Source organism: Eubacterium ramulus ATCC 29099, from assembly GCF_000469345.1.
Lineage (GTDB): Bacteria > Bacillota > Clostridia > Lachnospirales > Lachnospiraceae > Eubacterium_I > Eubacterium_I ramulus.
Genome location: NZ_KI271187.1, coordinates 70,603 through 86,479 on the forward strand (window position 1 = coordinate 70,603; position 15,877 = coordinate 86,479).

Here is a 15,877-nt window from a genome sequence, read left to right on the forward strand (position 1 = left end):
CCTGTGGGACAGAAAATACCGGAAAATTCTGTACGGAATGTGGAAAACCGGCACCGGCGGCACCGTGGACCTGTTCCTGTGGAGCAGTAAATACCGGAAAATTCTGTGCAGAATGTGGAAAACCGAAAGCATAAGAGGATGAATATGGCGACAGTCAGTATGAAATGCCCGAATTGTGGGGGCGAATTGATTTTTGACCCGAAAAGTCAGAAATATAAATGTGAATATTGCGGTTCTGATTTTGCGCTGGATGAGATCAGTACCGAAGAGGCAGCGACACAGGCGGCGTCTGATGTGGTGCAAGAGCGTGAAGATACTTCTGACAATCACACACAGCAAAGAACAGCAGGTGCTGAAGATGCTGCAGTGCTGTATACCTGCCCGAGCTGTGGGGCACAGATCGTGACCGATCAGACGACAGCAGCAACGTTTTGTTATTATTGTCACAATCCGGTATTGCTGTCAGAACAATTATCAGGAGCGTTTCATCCGGATCAGATTATTCCTTTTGAGATTGACCGGAAACAGGCAGAGGAACATTTCCTTGATTTTGTACACAAAAAGAAATTTGTGCCGAATGCATTTTTTCAGAAAAATCAGATTGAAAAACTGACAGGCATTTATTTCCCATATTGGGTCTGTGATGCAGAGGTGGAAGGAAGCCTGACCGCAGAAGGAAATAAAGTGCGGGTGTGGGTTTCCGGAGATGAGGAATTTACGGAGACGAGAATTTATCGTATGGAACGGGAAGGCCATGTGTCACTGCGGGAAATCACCAAGCACGCACTGAAAAAAACCGATAATTTACTGGCGGAAGGTGTACTTCCTTATGATTTTTCCAAAGCAGCAGAATTCCGGATGGGATATCTGTCCGGTTTCTATGCGGAAAAACGTGATATTGAACGGAAAGAACTGGAGGAGGAAGTACATCGCGAAGTGGAAAATTGCACCAGAGATCTGCTGGAAGATACGATTCACGGATATAACGGCGTACATATACTTTCAGATCATATCAGACCGATCCGGGAACAGTGGAAGTACACGCTGCTTCCGGTGTGGACTGTGACTTATAAAGGGATGAATGGGAAGATGTATTATTACTCCATGAATGGTCAGAATGGAAAAACGTATGGAGAACTTCCGGTTGACCGGAAAAAAGTATTTCTGTTTGGTGCGTTGTGTGGCGGTATAGCACTGGTGATCATGCTGTTGCTTGGCTACTTTATATTCTGATTCTGGGAGAGGAAAATGAGAATGACAAAAAGAAGAGAGCAGTGGCTGCTTTGGCTGGCAGGAATCGTAGTATGTCTTATGCTCAGCGTGGGTGTGGCAGTTTCTGCACAGGCAGCAGGGCGTCAGGTATATGATGATGCGGGATTGTTTTCCGACAGTGAGATTTCAGAGCTTACAGCAGCTGTTAATGTGGCAGAGGAAGAAACCGGATGGGATCTTATGTTTTTGACGGTAAATGACAGTTCAGTAGGATCGACGCAGAGTTATGCGGAAGAAAAATTTAATGAATACACAGAAAAAGACAACGGAATTGCTTTTGTACTGGATATGAATGCACGTTTGTTTTATATTGCAACTGGCGGCGAAGCTTATGAGTACGTCGGCGATACACGTTTGAATGAATTACTGGATGATGCCACGGCATATGCCGGAGACGGAGATTATTATCAGGCGATGATTGCAATGTTGAATGATACTGTGACTTTTTATCAGGAAGGAAAGCCGGATCATTCTTCTGTATATGATGCCGATCAGGGAATCTATCGGGATGTATCCGGCAGTAATGTGCGGCTGCTGGATTTGAAGGATATCCTGCTGGCAATTGTTGTCGGAGGAGTGGTGTGTGCGGGGTTCTGCCTGTTTATCACCGGAAAATACCGGTTGAAATTTGGAAGATACCGGTACAATGCCAGAGAACATGCGACAGTAAAGCTGCGTACAAATGAAGATCATTTTGTGCGTCAATATGTGACGCGCAGAAAAATTCCGAAAGATCCACCGAAAAATGGTGATGGCGGAAATACAAGCACGGTTCATCAGGGTGCGGGCGGACGCACATTTGGTGGCGGCGGCCGGGGATTTTAAGAATCCCCGGTCTTTTTTTATCAGAAGGATTGTGGGAGTGCAAAGCACGGAGCAATCTGTATGATCAAGTTGGATTTTTTATCAAAAAAGAGCAGTTTTTCGTGTGCTGACATCGTTGGTATCTTGAAAAACACAAAAAACAGGGTTGCATACAAGATTTGATTATGATACTATATCTTTACTGTGAAAACAGATGTATTTCTGTGAAACACACATAAGGGGGACACAATGGCAGAAAAAACAAAATATTTTGTCCTGAAGCAGAAAGCAGTGCCGGAGGTTTTACTGAAGGTAGTAGAGGCAAAACGTTTGCTGGATTCAGGCAAGGCAGTTTCCGTACAGGAGGCAGCAGAGAATGTCGGCATCAGCCGGAGTTCTTTTTATAAATACAAAGATGATATTTTCCCATTTCATGATAATGCAAAGGGAAAGACAATCACCATGGTGATTCAGTTGGATGATGAACCGGGACTGTTGTCCGTAGTATTGCGGATCGTGGCAGATTATCATGCCAATATCCTGACGATTCATCAGAGTATTCCGGTCAACGGAATTGCTTCACTGACACTGAGCGTGGATGTGTTAAATGAAACTGGTGATATCTCGCAGATGGTAGATACCATTGAGCAGCAACAGGGCATTCATTATTTAAAAATATTAGCAAGGGAGTGACAAACGATGATTCAGATTGCAGTATTAGGTTACGGTACGATTGGTTCCGGTGTGGCGGAAGTATTAAAAGTAAACAAAGAGAGTATCACAAAACGCGTAGGAGACGAAATATCTATCAAGTATGTCCTGGATCTGCGTGAATTTCCGGGAGATCCGATGGAAGATAAGATCGTACATGATTATGCGGTTATCAAAAACGATCCGGAGATCGCAATCGTGGTGGAAGCCATGGGTGGTGTGGAGCCGGCATACACATTTGCGAAACAGGCGCTGGAGAGTGGTAAGCATTTTGCTACTTCTAACAAGGCACTGATCGCAGAGAAAGGTGCAGAGCTCATCCGCATTGCAAAGGAAAAAAATGTGAACTGCATGTTTGAGGCAAGTGTAGGTGGCGGTATTCCAATCATCCGTCCGTTAAATTCCTGCCTGACAGCAGATGTGATTGAGGAAGTATCCGGCATTCTGAACGGAACAACCAACTATATGATGACAAAAATGTCTTCAGAAGGTTCTGAGTTCGAAGATGTACTGAAAGATGCACAGCAGAAAGGATATGCAGAAGCAGATCCGACCGCTGATATCGAGGGACATGATGCCTGCAGAAAGATTGCGATTCTCACATCTCTGGTATGTGGGCAGCAGGTTGATTTCCAGGACATCCATACAGAAGGAATCACAAAGATTACAGCAACCGATATCAAATATGCGAAAGCATTGGGAAGAAGTATCAAACTTCTTGCTTCCAGCTACAAGACCGGAGACAGTTACTGTGCACTGGTAGCACCGTTTATGTTGGCACCGGAACATCCGCTGTACAATGTCAATGATGTATTCAATGCAGTGTTTGTACATGGCAATGTACTGGGCGATGCAATGTTTTACGGAAGTGGAGCAGGCAAACTTCCGACCGCAAGTGCTGTTGTGGGTGATATTGTTGAGATTGCAAGACATCTGGATGAAAATATTCCGGTGGAATGGCGTGAGGAAAAACTGGAACTTGCTGATTACAAACAGTTGAAAAACAGATATTTTGTCCGTACTACAGCAGAGAAAGCTGCTATTGAGCAGGCTTTTGGTGCAGTGGAATATGTACAGGCAGAAGGTGTTACCGGAGAGTGTGCATTTATAACAGCCGAGATGGATGGGGCTGCATATGATAAAGCAGAGGGGCAGATCGGTGCTGTGCTTCAGTCCATTCGTGTAAAATAAAGAATCATTACTGCGTAAAAAGATGCAGAGATGATAGATTGTTTGTTGATAAGAAAATAAAAAAGTAAACAGAGGTAAAAAGTGATGAAATACGTGGTGGTTTTAGGAGATGGAATGGCAGACCGTCCGATTGCGGAACTTGGTGATCAGACCCCGCTTTCCTATGCAGACACGCCGGAGATGGATCAGCTGGCAGCAGTATCAGAAATCGGAATGGTTCATACGATTCCGGAGGGCATGAAGCCGGGCAGTGATACCGCGAACCTGTCAGTGCTTGGATATAATCCGAGAATTTATTATTCCGGACGTTCTCCACTGGAAGCGTTGAGTATTGGCGTTGACATGAAGGATACGGATATTGCACTTCGCTGCAATCTGGTGACTTTGTCTGAGGAAGAGGAGAATTATGAGGAACGTACGATTATCGATCACAGTTCCGGTGAGATCAGCACTGCAGATGCAGCAGTTTTGTTAGATGCAGTTCGGGAAGGGCTGGAGAATGAAACTTACAAGTTTTATGTGGGAACCAGCTACCGCCATTTGTTGATCTGGGATAAGGGAGAAGTGGTTGAACTGACACAGCCACATGATGTGCTGGGGCAGACAATCGGACAGTATCTTCCGGAGGATGCTGTACTTCGTGAGATGATGAGGAAAAGTTATGATATTCTCGTAAACCATCCGATTAATGTAGAACGGAAGAAGAACGGCCTGAATCCGGCAAACTCCTGCTGGTTCTGGGGTGCGGGTACAAAGCCGGCTCTTTCTTCCTTTGAAGAGAAAACACAGCTGAAAGGTGCGATGATCTCTGCCGTAGATCTGTTGAAAGGAATTGCCGTAGGTGCATCCATGAAAGTCGTGGAAGTAGAGGGCGCAAACGGTGGTCTGAATACAAATTATGAAGGAAAAGCGCAGGCAGCAATTGACGTATTGACCAAAGAGGGATATGATTTTGCGTATATCCACGTTGAGGCTCCGGATGAGATGGGTCATCAGGGCAGCGTTGAGCGTAAGGTGAAGGCAATTGAATATCTGGATTCACGGATTATCAAGCCAGTGAAGGAAGGACTTGAAGCAGCGGGAGAGGATTTTCGAATGTTAGTTCTTCCGGATCATCCTACGCCAATCTGCATGCGGACGCATTCATCTGACAGTGTGCCGTATCTTTTATATGACAGCACAAAACCTCAGCAACATGACTGGAAGTACAATGAAGCTGAAGGTGAGGCCAGTGGAAACTACGTGGCGTGTGGCCATGAAATCATAGATTACTTATTTGGGAGGAAGACATGCTAATTGTAAAAAAATTCGGCGGCAGTTCTGTGGCTGATAAAGAAAGAATTTTTAATGTAGCAAAGAGATGTATCGAAGATTATGAAGTAGGAAATGATGTGGTTGTTGTTCTGTCCGCAATGGGAAAGACAACAGACCGTCTCATTGAGATGGCACGCGACATCAATCCGAAAGCTTCCAAGAGAGAGATGGATATGCTCCTGGCAACCGGAGAGCAGACATCTGTTGCATTAATGTCCATGGCTATGCAGTCTCTGGGCGTTTCTGCCGTATCTTTGAATGCATTTCAGGTAGTTATGCATACAACATCAGCGTACAGCAATGCAAAATTCAAACGAATTGATACCGAGCGTATTTTCAATGAACTGGAACAGAGAAGAATTGTTATCATTACCGGTTTCCAGGGAGTCAATAAATACGACGATATCACAACACTGGGACGTGGAGGTTCTGATACCACAGCGGTAGCCCTGGCAGCAGCACTGCATGCAGATGCCTGTGAGATCTACACAGACGTAGAGGGTGTATACACCGCAGATCCGCGTGTGGTTCCAAACGCAAAAAAATTGAAAGAAATTACATACGATGAGATGCTTGAATTGGCAACACTTGGAGCGAAAGTTCTTCACAACCGTTCTGTTGAACTTGCGAAAAAATATGGTGTGCAGTTGGTTGTACGTTCAAGTTTAAACAGAGCAGAGGGAACAATTGTTAAGGAGGAAACAGAAATGGAAGGCATGCTTGTTAGTGGCGTAGCAGTAGATAAAAATGCAGCGAGAATCGCAGTTATTGGTATTAAGGATGAGCCGGGAATGGCATTTAAGGTCTTTGATCTTCTGGCAAAGAAAAATATTAATGTAGATATCATTTTACAGTCGATCGGTCGTGATGGCACAAAGGATATTTCCTTTACCGTATCCCGTGATCAGATGGATGAGGCTGTAAAAGCATTGGAGGAGAACCATGCACGTATCAAAGCTCAGAAAATCGAAGCAGATCCGACCGTTGCGAAATTGTCTATTGTCGGAGCCGGAATGCAGACACATCCGGGCGTAGCAGCAGGTATGTTTGAGGCGCTGTATAACATTGGTGTAAACATCCGTATGATCGGAACATCTGAGATCCGTGTAACGGTTCTGGTAGATGAGAAAGATGTAGATAAAGCAATGCGTGCAGCACATGACAGATTTATCGAGGACTAATAGCGTTCCGATTTTATTCATTATATCAGCTTTCGCTGATCAGAATCAGGCACCAAGCCTTACATGCGTTCGACTTGGATAGAAAAAGCAGGATTATTTCATTGGATAGAAGTAATCCTGCTTTTTTGTGCGATAGCATATGTTCTGAATGAGAACTTTGTTATGAGAACTCTTTCAGATTCAGATAGAACTGGGTATTTGTCTGAAGCATATAAGGAATGATCCACAAAAAACCAAGACCCAGTGTCAGAATACCAAGCAGCCACCAGCCGATGAAAGAAAGCTGCAGCAGAAAATAGTGCAGTTTACGACCTTTCATCAGGCGAAAACTTTCGCGAAGTGCTTCCAATACCCGGTAATCCGGATGATCGAGGAGCAGGTAGGTAGCTTGGGAAAAAGCCAGACCAAGTATGAGCTGGACAACGAAACCGATAGCCAGCAGAATCAATCCGGTGATCAGCTGAGAACTGAGTACCAGCGATGTCAGGACGGCTGAGCGCAATGCTGCAATCGCGGAAACAGCAGCTCCCGGAAGTGTGCAGACAAAGGAAATCAGGATAAGGATAAGCTCACAGCCGATAAACTTGTCCGGTCGGTTTCGAAATGGATACAGAAGATCTGAAAACTGTGGTCGGATGTCTCTGGCTGATTCCATATGCATGTGAGTGATGCCGATATTGAACAGCGCTCCGATCAGGCCGACAAACAGCATGCCGGCATAAGCCCAGATAACCCGGAATATGTGGATATAGTAAAATCCTTCCTGCAGCATGCGGGAAAATGGAATTTCAAGCAGTGCGGCAATGAGCCAGGCAAGAATGCCGGCACCAATGAGCACACTGTAACGTCCAAGCAAAGCACTTCTGGCATTTGCTTTTAAATCTGCAAAAGATTTCATATTGATATCATGCTCCAATCTGTTAAAATAGTGTGAGAACAAGGAGAAAGCAAAAATGAAAGAATCAGAACCAATGCTGGAGACAAGATTATATCGTTGTGGATGGATTTTTTTGTTCATCCTTTGTGTTTGGAAAATTGCAAAAAAGATGCTGTTTCCGCATTTTGTCCTGTCCTTTGGAACGCGTCCGTGTGTATTTTATACGCTGACGGGTTATTTTTGCCCGGGATGCGGCGGAACCCGAAGTCTTCGGGCATTGCTTTCCGGGAAAATTTTCGTGAGTGCGGTGGATTTTCCGATGATATTTTATGCAGCAGTCGTATTTGCCTGGTTTATGATCAGCCAGACGATAGACCGCATCAGCGGACACCGGCTTCCCATCGGCATGAAATACCGTGACACATGGGTGTATGCCGCCCTTGTTATTGTGGTCATTCATTTTGTAGTAAAAAATCTGTTTTATATAAAAACAGGTGTGGAACCGTTTTTATAAATAGTCTCCGGAACCATTATTGTCAAAGATGGAAGTTCCGTTGGAACCATTGTCGGTCCCGGAATTATCGCTGCCTGGATTCAGGTCGATACCGAAATTTTGTTCCAGAGTGTAAGTATAACGCTCCAGAAATTTGTCAAAACCACCATACTGACGGCTGACAGTAATGAAACTTCCGATGGTGATGACTACGCTGATCAGGACACCGGCAGTTCCTATGAGCAGGGCGGTGTGTGCAGCTCCGTATGTCTTTTTTCGGGCGCCTCTGGAAAGCAGTGCAAAAATGATTGCAAGACCGCCAAAGACAAATGCACCGTACAGACAACAAACAGATACAATACTGAGAACGGAACAGATCAGGGCAGCGACAGCCAAACCGTTGGATGCATTTCCCGGTTCGGGATTGCGATGGTACATTTCCTGCTGACTCTGCGAATCTTGAGGATCGTTCCATGGATTTTCATTTTGTTCATACATGTTTTTGTGCCTCCTTTAGACAATGATTCTAACATGTGCATCAGAAAATGACAACCGGAAGAATGTATGATACACTATAGCCGTTTAAGAAAGGAAAGTTAGATATATGGATATTATCAGAAAACTTGCAGAAGAATTACAGATACGACCGGGACAGGCACAGGCAGCTGTCAAATTAATCGATGAGGGTAATACGATTCCGTTTATTTCCCGTTATCGAAAGGAAGCAACCGGAGCACTGAACGATGAAGTGCTCAGAAATCTATATGAACGGTTGAATTACCTGCGAAACCTGGAGGAAAAGAAGGAACAGGTCATTTCTTCCATTGAGGAACAGGGTAAGCTGACGGATGCATTAAAACAGCAAATTCTGGCAGCGGAGACACTGGTGGCAGTGGATGATCTGTATCGCCCGTATCGCCCGAAACGCCGCACTCGTGCCACCATTGCCAAGGAGCGTGGACTGGAACCGCTGGCGAACGTATTGTTACTGCAGCAGCTGGATCATCCGGCGCTGGAAGAGGCCGCAGGCTACATTTCAGAGGAAAAAGGTGTGGCGACGGCGGAGGATGCACTTCAGGGAGCCATGGACATTGTAGCGGAGGCTATCGCGGATGAGGCAGATTATCGGAGCTATATCCGTGAGAAAACTATGAAAAAAGGTACTCTGACTTCCGGTGCGAAGGATAAAGAGACAGAATCTGTATACGAGATGTATTATGATTTTGAAGAGCCTGTGGCAAAACTGGCCGGACATCGGATTCTGGCATTAAATCGTGGAGAAAAGGAAAAAGTGCTGACGGTAAAACTGGAGGCTCCGGAGGATGAGATCATCCGTTATCTGGAGAAAAAAACGCTGCACAGGGATAATCCATATACAACACCATATTTAAAAGCGGCTGTGGCGGACAGTTATGAGCGACTGATCGCACCGGCTATTGAACGGGAAATCCGCAATGCACTGACAGAGTCCGCACAGGAGGGTGCGATCCGTGTCTTTGGAAAAAATCTGGAGCAGCTGCTGATGCAGCCGCCAATCCGCGGTCAGGTAGTACTTGGCTGGGATCCGGCGTTCCGTACCGGATGTAAACTTGCTGTGGTAGATGCCACGGGAAAAGTGCTGGACACCGTAGTGATCTTCCCGACAGCACCACAGAACAAAGTTGCAGAGGCGAAGGCTGTTTTGAAAAAACTGATCGCAAAATATCATATTACCCTGATTTCGGTAGGAAACGGAACTGCTTCCAGAGAATCAGAGCAGGTGATTGTGGAACTGTTGAAGGAACTCTCAACTCCGGTACAGTATGTGATCGTAAATGAGGCAGGGGCCAGCGTATATTCAGCCAGCAAGCTTGCTACGGAAGAATTTCCGAATTTTGACGTAGGACAGCGAAGTGCCGCATCTATTGCCCGGAGACTGCAGGATCCGCTGGCAGAATTGGTAAAGATCGATCCAAAATCCATTGGTGTTGGCCAGTATCAGCATGATATGAACCAGAAGCGTCTGAGTGAGGCACTGGAAGGCGTTGTGGAAGACTGTGTCAATAAAGTAGGTGTGGATCTGAACACTGCATCTGTGCCATTGTTGGAGCATGTATCCGGCATTAACAAAACAATTGCAAAAAATATTGTTGCATACCGGGAAGAAAATGGTATATTTAAGAATCGAAAAGAATTGTTGAAAGTAGCAAAACTGGGACCGAAGGCTTTTGAGCAGTGTGCGGGATTCCTGCGCATCAGTGAGAGCACGCAGCCGCTGGATGCCACAAGCGTCCATCCGGAGAGCTATGGAGTGGCAGAAGCATTGTTAAAACAGCTTGGTTACTCGAAAGATGAACTGAAAAAAGGTGCAGTTCCGGGATTGCATAAAAAAATCCGTGATTATAAAAAACTGGCGGAGGAGCTTGGAACCGGTGAACTGACTCTGCGGGATATTGTCGGGGAACTGGAAAAACCAGGCAGAGATCCGCGTGAGGACATGCCAAAACCAATCCTGCGCACGGATGTCCTTGAGATGAAAGACCTGAAACCGGGAATGATCTTAAAGGGAACGGTGCGGAATGTCATTGATTTTGGCGCATTCGTAGATATAGGTGTTCATCAGGACGGTCTGGTGCATATTTCACAGATCTGTGACCGTTTTATCAAACATCCGCTGGAAGCAGTATCCGTCGGTGATATCGTAGATGTTCAGGTGATTAGCGTGGATGTGGCAAAGAAACGGATTGCACTGACTATGAAGATAAAAGCAGATAAATAAATCAGACGAGGAAACAGATATATGAAGATAGAGACATTTTCAGCAGAAGAGACCTATGCATTGGGAAAAAAGCTGGGCAGTGAAGCAAAACCGGGGGATGTTCTGACATTGATCGGTGATCTCGGTGTGGGAAAAACGGTATTTACCCAGGGATTTGCAGATGGACTCGGGATTACAGAACCCATCAGCAGCCCGACCTTTACCATTGTGCAGGTGTATGAGGAAGGAAGACTTCCGTTTTATCATTTTGATGTATATCGGATTGGTGATATCGAGGAGATGGATGAGATCGGTTATGAGGATTATTTCTATGGCAGCGGTGTCACCATGATCGAGTGGGCGAACCTGATCGAAGAGATTCTGCCACAGGATTACCAGGAAGTACAGATTGAAAAAGATCTGGAAAAAGGCTTTGACTATCGTACAATAACCATCAGGGAGGTGCATCGCGCATGAAAATTTTAGCCTTAGACAGTTCCGGACTCGTAGCCAGTGTGGCTCTTGTGGAAGATGACAACATGCTGGGCGAGTATACGGTAAATTACAAAAAAACACATTCACAGACACTGCTTCCGATGTTGGATGAAGTGGCAAAAATGATCGATCTGGATCTGAACAGCATTGATGCCATTGCAGTAGCAGCAGGACCGGGATCTTTTACCGGACTTCGTATCGGTTCTGCAACTGCCAAAGGGCTGGGGCTGGCCTTGGATAAACCACTGATCCATATTCCGACTGTGGACGCCCTTGCCTGCAACCTTTGGGGACATCAGGCACTGATCTGTCCATTGATGGATGCGAGACGCCGGCAGACCTATACCGGTATTTATAAATTTAAAAACGGAGAGCTGCAGACCATTCAGCAGCAATGTGCCGTCGGCATCAGCGATATCGTGGCACAGATTAATGAGATCGGAAAACCGGTGACCTTTTTGGGTGACGGTGTGGCGGTATTCCGCGACTATATAGAAGAAAACTGTCAGGTGCAGCATGATTATGCACCGGCACATATGAACAAGCAGCGTGCGGGTGCTGTGGCATGGCTGGGCCTTCAGTATGCAAAAGAAGGCAGATTTGAGACAGCGGCAGAACACTGTCCCGACTATCTGCGTCTGTCCCAGGCAGAGCGGGAACGTCAGGAAATGTTAGAAAAGCAGCATACCGGGGCATAGTATGAGTAACATTTTGAAAAATATGGAAAAATGCGAAGAAAATACGTTGAAATGTGATGAGAACGTTTCCAAAAGTATGAAGACTGGAGAAGAAAAACGGATAGTTCGTGAGATGCGGCCGGAGGATGTTCCTTCGGTGGCACTTCTCGAAGCGGAATGTTTCTCAGAACCGTGGAGTGAACAGGCATTTTCAGATGCTCTGAAACAGCCGGAGGCATTGATGATGGTGGCAGAGGATACACAGCAGGTTCCGGTGGGATATTGTGGCATTTATCTGTCTCTGGATGAAGGAGAGATTACAAATGTGGCTGTGCGGCCGGAGTGTCGAAAACAAGGGATTGCAGATGCTATTTTAGATACTGCTTTTATGGAAGCACAGAAGCGTGGAGCTGAGAAAATCTATCTGGAAGTGCGACAGAGCAACATTCCCGCACAGCAGCTGTATGAGAAACATGGATTTGAGTCCTGTGGGCTTCGCAAGAATTTTTATCGAAAACCGACAGAGCATGCCATTGTCATGTGTTGTGATCTGACACGGAGGATAAAAGCGTGAGAGAGGCAGGGATATTATATTGTAATTGCTGTGGAAAAAAGATTCCGGAGGGATATAGCCGGGAAACGGAAGACTTTTTTCACTTTGAGAAGACCTGGGGATATTTTTCCGGCAAAGATGGAACCAGGCAGACGGCGGATATCTGTGAATTTTGCATGGAACAGTGGATAGCACAGTTTCGGATTCCGCCGCAAACCGTGGAAAGGACGGAAATATTTGAATGTTAGATGTATGTTTACTTGGTACCGGTGGTATGATGCCGCTTCCGTACCGAAAATTAACTGCGTTGATGACGCGATATAATGGAAGTAATCTGCTCATTGACTGCGGTGAGGGCACGCAGGTGGCAATCCGGGAAAAAGGCTGGAGTGTACATGACCTGGATGTGATCTGTTTTACTCATTATCATGCAGACCATATCAGCGGACTGCCGGGTCTTTTGCTGACCCTTGGAAATGCAGAGCGTACCAGACCGGTTCACATGATCGGTCCGAAAGGATTAGAACGTGTGGTAAACGCATTGCGGATTATCGCACCGGAACTGCCGTTCTCAATCGAATATCATGAGATTACGGAGCGTGAACAGGATTTTGAGATGAATGGATACTGCATCCATGCGTTCCGGGTAAACCATAATGTACTTTGCTATGGTTATACGCTGGAGATCAAACGGCAGGGCAGATTTGATGTAGAACGCGCCCGTGACCAGGAGATTCCGCAGAAATACTGGAGCCGTCTGCAGAAGGGTGAGGTGATTGAGGATGGAGGCCGCGTCTTGACATCGGATATGGTTCTTGGTCCGCAGCGAAAAGGAATCAAGCTGACGTACTGTACCGATACGCGCCCGGTACCGGTAATCGCAGAATGTGCGAAGCAGGCGGATCTCTTTATCTGTGAGGGCATGTATGCAGAGAAAGAGAAAGAGGCAAAGGCTCGTCAGTACAAGCATATGACTTTTTATGAGGCTGCAAGTCTGGCAAAAAGTGCAGAAGCCAGAGCTATGTGGCTGACCCATTTCAGCCCATCCCTGACGAAAGCAGAAAGCTATATGGACGAAGTGCGCAAAATTTTTCCGGAGGCATCCCTTGGAAAAGACGGCCGCAGCATAGAACTGGAATTTGAAGAAAACTGATCATGGTCAGATGGAGAGACAGGGCGTCTGTTAGATAAACAGATAAAAGGATAAACAGATAAAAGTGTCGTATCAGATGCGGCAGATGGGAGAATATTATGGCAGAAAAAGATGTTTTGATTCTTGCAATAGAAAGCTCCTGTGATGAGACAGCGGCTGCTGTAGTCAAAAATGGCAGAGAAGTATTGTCCAATGTGATTTCATCACAGATTGCATTACATACATTATATGGAGGTGTAGTTCCGGAGATTGCATCCAGAAAGCACATTGAAAAGATTAATCAGGTCATTCAGGAAGCACTGGATGAAGCACATGTGAGCCTGGATGACATTGATGCTATCGGTGTCACCTATGGACCAGGGCTGGTGGGGGCTCTTCTGGTAGGTGTGGCAGCAGCAAAGGCAATCAGCTATGCGAAAAAAATCCCACTGGTTGGTGTTCATCACATTGAGGGACATATCAGTGCCAATTATATAGAAAATAAAGATCTGGAGCCGCCATTTTTGTGTTTGGTGGTATCTGGCGGTCATACCCACCTTGTAAAAGTATCAGATTATGGTAAATATGAGATTCTTGGCAGAACCAGAGATGATGCGGCCGGAGAGGCTTTTGACAAAGTGGCCCGTGCAATTGGACTGGGGTATCCGGGTGGTCCGAAAATAGAAAAGGCAGCACGGGATGGTGATCCAATGTCGATTCCATTCCCGAAAGCAAGAGTCAACGATAATCCGTATGACTTTAGTTTCAGTGGAGTAAAATCAGCTGTATTAAACTATATCAATGGATGTAAAATGAAAAATATTGAAATCGTGCCGGCAGATATTGCAGCTTCATTCCAGAAAGCTGTGACAGATGTTCTGATTGCACATGCGATGCATGCGGCAGAAACATTTGAAATTGACAAGTTGGCGATTGCAGGTGGTGTGGCATCCAACAGTGTACTGCGGGAAGGCATGCGTGCAGCCTGTGAAAAGAGAGGCATCTCATTTTATCATCCGTCACCGATTCTATGTACAGATAATGCGGCAATGATCGGTGCGGCAGCATACTATGAGTATATGGCAGGAACCCGCCATGGATGGGATCTGAATGCAGTCCCGAATCTAAAATTGGGAGAACGATAAAATGAAAGAATGGAAACGGCATGCCGCCATTGTACTGGCAGCAGGAAAAGGATCACGCATGAAGTGTGATGTCCCCAAGCAATACCTGAGTTTAAAGGGAAAACCTGTGCTGTACTATGCCCTCAAAGCATTTGAAGAGAGTTTCATAGATGAAATTGTGCTGGTGACCGGTGTGGGACAGGAGGAATATTGCCAAAAGGAAATTGTGGAACACTATGGATTTCAGAAAGTTTCTCATGTCATTGCAGGCGGAAAAGAGCGCTATGACTCGGTGTATCGGGGAATCTGCGCATTGGAAGGTGCTGATTATGTTTATATTCATGATGGCGCGCGGCCGTTTATCGATAATGCACTTCTGTGCCGCGCCCGGAATACCGTAGAACAATATCATGCCTGTGCAGCAGGAATACCCAGCAAGGATACCATTAAGCTGATCAATGAGCAGGGGTTTGTCACAGGGACACCAGAGAGAAAATATACATGGATAATACAGACACCACAAGTATTTGAATATACATTGATTCGTGGTGCCTATGAGCAGATGTATCAGAATATGCCTGCTGTTCAGATTACCGATGATGCTATGGTAGTAGAGACAATGCTGTGTACACCGGTAAAGCTGTATGAAGGAAGTTATGACAATATCAAGATCACTACGCCGGAAGATATGGTTGTTGCGGAAGCCTTTTTGAACGCAGAATATCCACTATTATGATCATATCGGGGCGGGGCATTAAGCCCTAAAACCGCTCCTGTGCAAACACATCGTGGTTTCGGGCTTTTGCCCCTGGCATCATCACTATATAAAAAAATGTAAAAAAAGTGAAAAAACTTGTTGACAAGGTATTGGTTTCTATGTATAATCATTCTTGCGTTGGTTCGAAACGCATTACAATTGGAGAGATATCGAAGTGGTCATAACGAGGCGGTCTTGAAAACCGTTTGTCCGCAAGGGCGCGTGGGTTCGAATCCCACTCTCTCCGTTATCGGCCAAGCCGGTAACCATAGATTGTTTATTCGGAGAAGTACCCAAGCTGGCCGAAGGGACACCCCTGGAAAGGGTGCAGGTCGTTAACAGCGGCGCGAGGGTTCAAATCCCTCCTTCTCCGCTATCAATCAAAAACCATGAAAAAAGTTGTTGACAAACAATTGGATACATGATAATATGATTGAGCTGTTGCAAAGAACAGCAAATAAAAAAATAAAAAAGTTGTTGACAAGTGATTGAACATCTGGTAAGATGTAAAAGTTGCTGAATGGCGACAAACAAAGAACTTTGATAACTGAACAGTGAA

The 15,877-nt window shown here is 45.6% G+C and carries 18 protein-coding genes and 2 tRNA genes; 17 read left to right on the forward strand and 3 right to left on the reverse strand.

Features of this window, described 5'->3' with window-relative positions; translation table 11 throughout:
• Positions 1-144 precede the first annotated feature (144 nt).
• From HMPREF0373_RS15065 to HMPREF0373_RS15090, 6 genes are all read left to right on the forward strand, one after another.
• On the forward strand, positions 145-1,233 hold the full coding sequence (locus tag HMPREF0373_RS15065; RefSeq protein WP_044964863.1) for a TFIIB-type zinc ribbon-containing protein: 1,089 nt from the start codon (positions 145-147) through the stop codon (positions 1,231-1,233).
• Positions 1,234-1,254: 21 nt separating this feature from the next.
• Positions 1,255-2,097 carry a TPM domain-containing protein gene (locus tag HMPREF0373_RS15070; protein WP_167618724.1) on the forward strand — a complete coding sequence of 281 codons (843 nt, stop codon included), beginning with the start codon at positions 1,255-1,257 and terminating at the stop codon, positions 2,095-2,097.
• A gap of 228 nt (positions 2,098-2,325) precedes the next feature.
• Positions 2,326-2,769, forward strand: coding sequence for an ACT domain-containing protein (locus HMPREF0373_RS15075; protein ID WP_021740667.1), 444 nt, complete (start codon positions 2,326-2,328; stop codon positions 2,767-2,769).
• A gap of 6 nt (positions 2,770-2,775) precedes the next feature.
• Positions 2,776-3,978 (forward strand): homoserine dehydrogenase, encoded by a 1,203-nt coding sequence (locus HMPREF0373_RS15080; protein ID WP_021740668.1) that lies wholly within the window; start codon positions 2,776-2,778, stop codon positions 3,976-3,978.
• 84 nt (positions 3,979-4,062) lie between these two features.
• Positions 4,063-5,274 (forward strand): cofactor-independent phosphoglycerate mutase, encoded by a 1,212-nt coding sequence (locus HMPREF0373_RS15085; protein WP_021740669.1) that lies wholly within the window; start codon positions 4,063-4,065, stop codon positions 5,272-5,274.
• Positions 5,268-6,473 carry an aspartate kinase gene (locus tag HMPREF0373_RS15090; RefSeq protein WP_021740670.1) on the forward strand — a complete coding sequence of 402 codons (1,206 nt, stop codon included), beginning with the start codon at positions 5,268-5,270 and terminating at the stop codon, positions 6,471-6,473. The genes HMPREF0373_RS15085 and HMPREF0373_RS15090 overlap by 7 nt, the downstream gene beginning before the upstream one ends.
• A gap of 160 nt (positions 6,474-6,633) precedes the next feature.
• Here HMPREF0373_RS15090 and HMPREF0373_RS16195 read toward each other — a convergent pair whose 3' ends face one another.
• Positions 6,634-7,371, reverse strand: coding sequence for a DUF975 family protein (locus HMPREF0373_RS16195; protein ID WP_021740671.1), 738 nt, complete (start codon positions 7,369-7,371; stop codon positions 6,634-6,636).
• Between the two features lie 55 nt (positions 7,372-7,426).
• Here HMPREF0373_RS16195 and HMPREF0373_RS15100 point away from each other — a divergent pair, with 55 nt between their 5' ends.
• On the forward strand, positions 7,427-7,864 hold the full coding sequence (locus HMPREF0373_RS15100) for a DUF2752 domain-containing protein (protein ID WP_021740672.1): 438 nt from the start codon (positions 7,427-7,429) through the stop codon (positions 7,862-7,864).
• On the opposite strand, the gene HMPREF0373_RS16200 is transcribed toward HMPREF0373_RS15100, so the two are convergent.
• The gene (locus HMPREF0373_RS16200) at positions 7,859-8,341 is read right to left on the reverse strand and encodes a DUF4190 domain-containing protein (RefSeq protein WP_021740673.1); all 483 of its coding nucleotides are present in this window, start codon (positions 8,339-8,341) and stop codon (positions 7,859-7,861) included. The two genes, HMPREF0373_RS15100 and HMPREF0373_RS16200, sit on opposite strands and share 6 nt — an antisense overlap.
• A gap of 106 nt (positions 8,342-8,447) precedes the next feature.
• On the opposite strand from HMPREF0373_RS16200, the gene HMPREF0373_RS15110 reads away from it, so the two are divergent.
• The 10 genes from HMPREF0373_RS15110 (at position 8,448) to HMPREF0373_RS15155 (ending at position 15,691) form a co-directional block, all read left to right on the forward strand.
• Positions 8,448-10,601 (forward strand): Tex family protein, encoded by a 2,154-nt coding sequence (locus HMPREF0373_RS15110; RefSeq protein ID WP_021740674.1) that lies wholly within the window; start codon positions 8,448-8,450, stop codon positions 10,599-10,601.
• Positions 10,602-10,622: 21 nt separating this feature from the next.
• Complete coding sequence (gene tsaE, locus HMPREF0373_RS15115) at positions 10,623-11,057, forward strand: tRNA (adenosine(37)-N6)-threonylcarbamoyltransferase complex ATPase subunit type 1 TsaE (protein ID WP_021740675.1); 435 nt, start codon at positions 10,623-10,625, stop codon at positions 11,055-11,057.
• Positions 11,054-11,773: a tRNA (adenosine(37)-N6)-threonylcarbamoyltransferase complex dimerization subunit type 1 TsaB gene (tsaB, locus tag HMPREF0373_RS15120; protein WP_021740676.1), complete on the forward strand. Its 720-nt coding sequence runs from the start codon at positions 11,054-11,056 to the stop codon at positions 11,771-11,773. Before tsaE ends, tsaB begins: the two co-directional genes overlap by 4 nt.
• Before the next feature lies 1 nt (position 11,774).
• On the forward strand, positions 11,775-12,326 hold the full coding sequence (rimI, locus tag HMPREF0373_RS15125; protein ID WP_021740677.1) for a ribosomal protein S18-alanine N-acetyltransferase: 552 nt from the start codon (positions 11,775-11,777) through the stop codon (positions 12,324-12,326).
• Complete coding sequence (locus tag HMPREF0373_RS15130; protein WP_021740678.1) at positions 12,323-12,553, forward strand: hypothetical protein; 231 nt, start codon at positions 12,323-12,325, stop codon at positions 12,551-12,553. Before rimI ends, HMPREF0373_RS15130 begins: the two co-directional genes overlap by 4 nt.
• Positions 12,547-13,458 carry a ribonuclease Z gene (locus tag HMPREF0373_RS15135; protein ID WP_021740679.1) on the forward strand — a complete coding sequence of 304 codons (912 nt, stop codon included), beginning with the start codon at positions 12,547-12,549 and terminating at the stop codon, positions 13,456-13,458. The genes HMPREF0373_RS15130 and HMPREF0373_RS15135 overlap by 7 nt, the downstream gene beginning before the upstream one ends.
• A 98-nt stretch (positions 13,459-13,556) precedes the next feature.
• Positions 13,557-14,582 (forward strand): tRNA (adenosine(37)-N6)-threonylcarbamoyltransferase complex transferase subunit TsaD, encoded by a 1,026-nt coding sequence (gene tsaD, locus HMPREF0373_RS15140; RefSeq protein ID WP_021740680.1) that lies wholly within the window; start codon positions 13,557-13,559, stop codon positions 14,580-14,582.
• A 1-nt stretch (position 14,583) separates the two neighbouring features.
• Positions 14,584-15,297, forward strand: a complete 714-nt coding sequence (gene ispD / locus HMPREF0373_RS15145; protein WP_021740681.1) for a 2-C-methyl-D-erythritol 4-phosphate cytidylyltransferase — start codon at positions 14,584-14,586, stop codon at positions 15,295-15,297.
• Between the two features lie 182 nt (positions 15,298-15,479).
• A tRNA-Ser gene (locus HMPREF0373_RS15150) sits at positions 15,480-15,565 on the forward strand.
• A 36-nt stretch (positions 15,566-15,601) separates the two neighbouring features.
• Positions 15,602-15,691: transfer RNA gene (locus HMPREF0373_RS15155), tRNA-Ser, on the forward strand.
• On the opposite strand, the gene HMPREF0373_RS17200 is transcribed toward HMPREF0373_RS15155, so the two are convergent.
• A partial coding sequence (locus tag HMPREF0373_RS17200) for a hypothetical protein (RefSeq protein WP_207638153.1) occupies positions 15,673-15,877 on the reverse strand: 205 nt, incomplete at its 5' end. The genes HMPREF0373_RS15155 and HMPREF0373_RS17200 overlap by 19 nt on opposite strands.

Coding starts and splice junctions, on each gene's coding strand:
- HMPREF0373_RS15065 (WP_044964863.1), top strand. CDS start 145: ATGGCGACAGTCAGTATGAAATGCCCGAATTGTGGGGGCGAATTGATT.
- HMPREF0373_RS15090 (WP_021740670.1), top strand. CDS start 5,268: ATGCTAATTGTAAAAAAATTCGGCGGCAGTTCTGTGGCTGATAAAGAA.
- HMPREF0373_RS15100 (WP_021740672.1), top strand. CDS start 7,427: ATGAAAGAATCAGAACCAATGCTGGAGACAAGATTATATCGTTGTGGA.
- rimI (WP_021740677.1), top strand. CDS start 11,775: ATGAGTAACATTTTGAAAAATATGGAAAAATGCGAAGAAAATACGTTG.
- HMPREF0373_RS15075 (WP_021740667.1), top strand. CDS start 2,326: ATGGCAGAAAAAACAAAATATTTTGTCCTGAAGCAGAAAGCAGTGCCG.
- tsaE (WP_021740675.1), top strand. CDS start 10,623: ATGAAGATAGAGACATTTTCAGCAGAAGAGACCTATGCATTGGGAAAA.
- tsaB (WP_021740676.1), top strand. CDS start 11,054: ATGAAAATTTTAGCCTTAGACAGTTCCGGACTCGTAGCCAGTGTGGCT.
- HMPREF0373_RS15135 (WP_021740679.1), top strand. CDS start 12,547: ATGTTAGATGTATGTTTACTTGGTACCGGTGGTATGATGCCGCTTCCG.
- HMPREF0373_RS15085 (WP_021740669.1), top strand. CDS start 4,063: ATGAAATACGTGGTGGTTTTAGGAGATGGAATGGCAGACCGTCCGATT.
- tsaD (WP_021740680.1), top strand. CDS start 13,557: ATGGCAGAAAAAGATGTTTTGATTCTTGCAATAGAAAGCTCCTGTGAT.
- HMPREF0373_RS15080 (WP_021740668.1), top strand. CDS start 2,776: ATGATTCAGATTGCAGTATTAGGTTACGGTACGATTGGTTCCGGTGTG.
- ispD (WP_021740681.1), top strand. CDS start 14,584: ATGAAAGAATGGAAACGGCATGCCGCCATTGTACTGGCAGCAGGAAAA.
- HMPREF0373_RS15110 (WP_021740674.1), top strand. CDS start 8,448: ATGGATATTATCAGAAAACTTGCAGAAGAATTACAGATACGACCGGGA.
- HMPREF0373_RS16195 (WP_021740671.1), bottom strand. CDS start 7,371: ATGAAATCTTTTGCAGATTTAAAAGCAAATGCCAGAAGTGCTTTGCTT.
- HMPREF0373_RS15070 (WP_167618724.1), top strand. CDS start 1,255: ATGACAAAAAGAAGAGAGCAGTGGCTGCTTTGGCTGGCAGGAATCGTA.
- HMPREF0373_RS16200 (WP_021740673.1), bottom strand. CDS start 8,341: ATGTATGAACAAAATGAAAATCCATGGAACGATCCTCAAGATTCGCAG.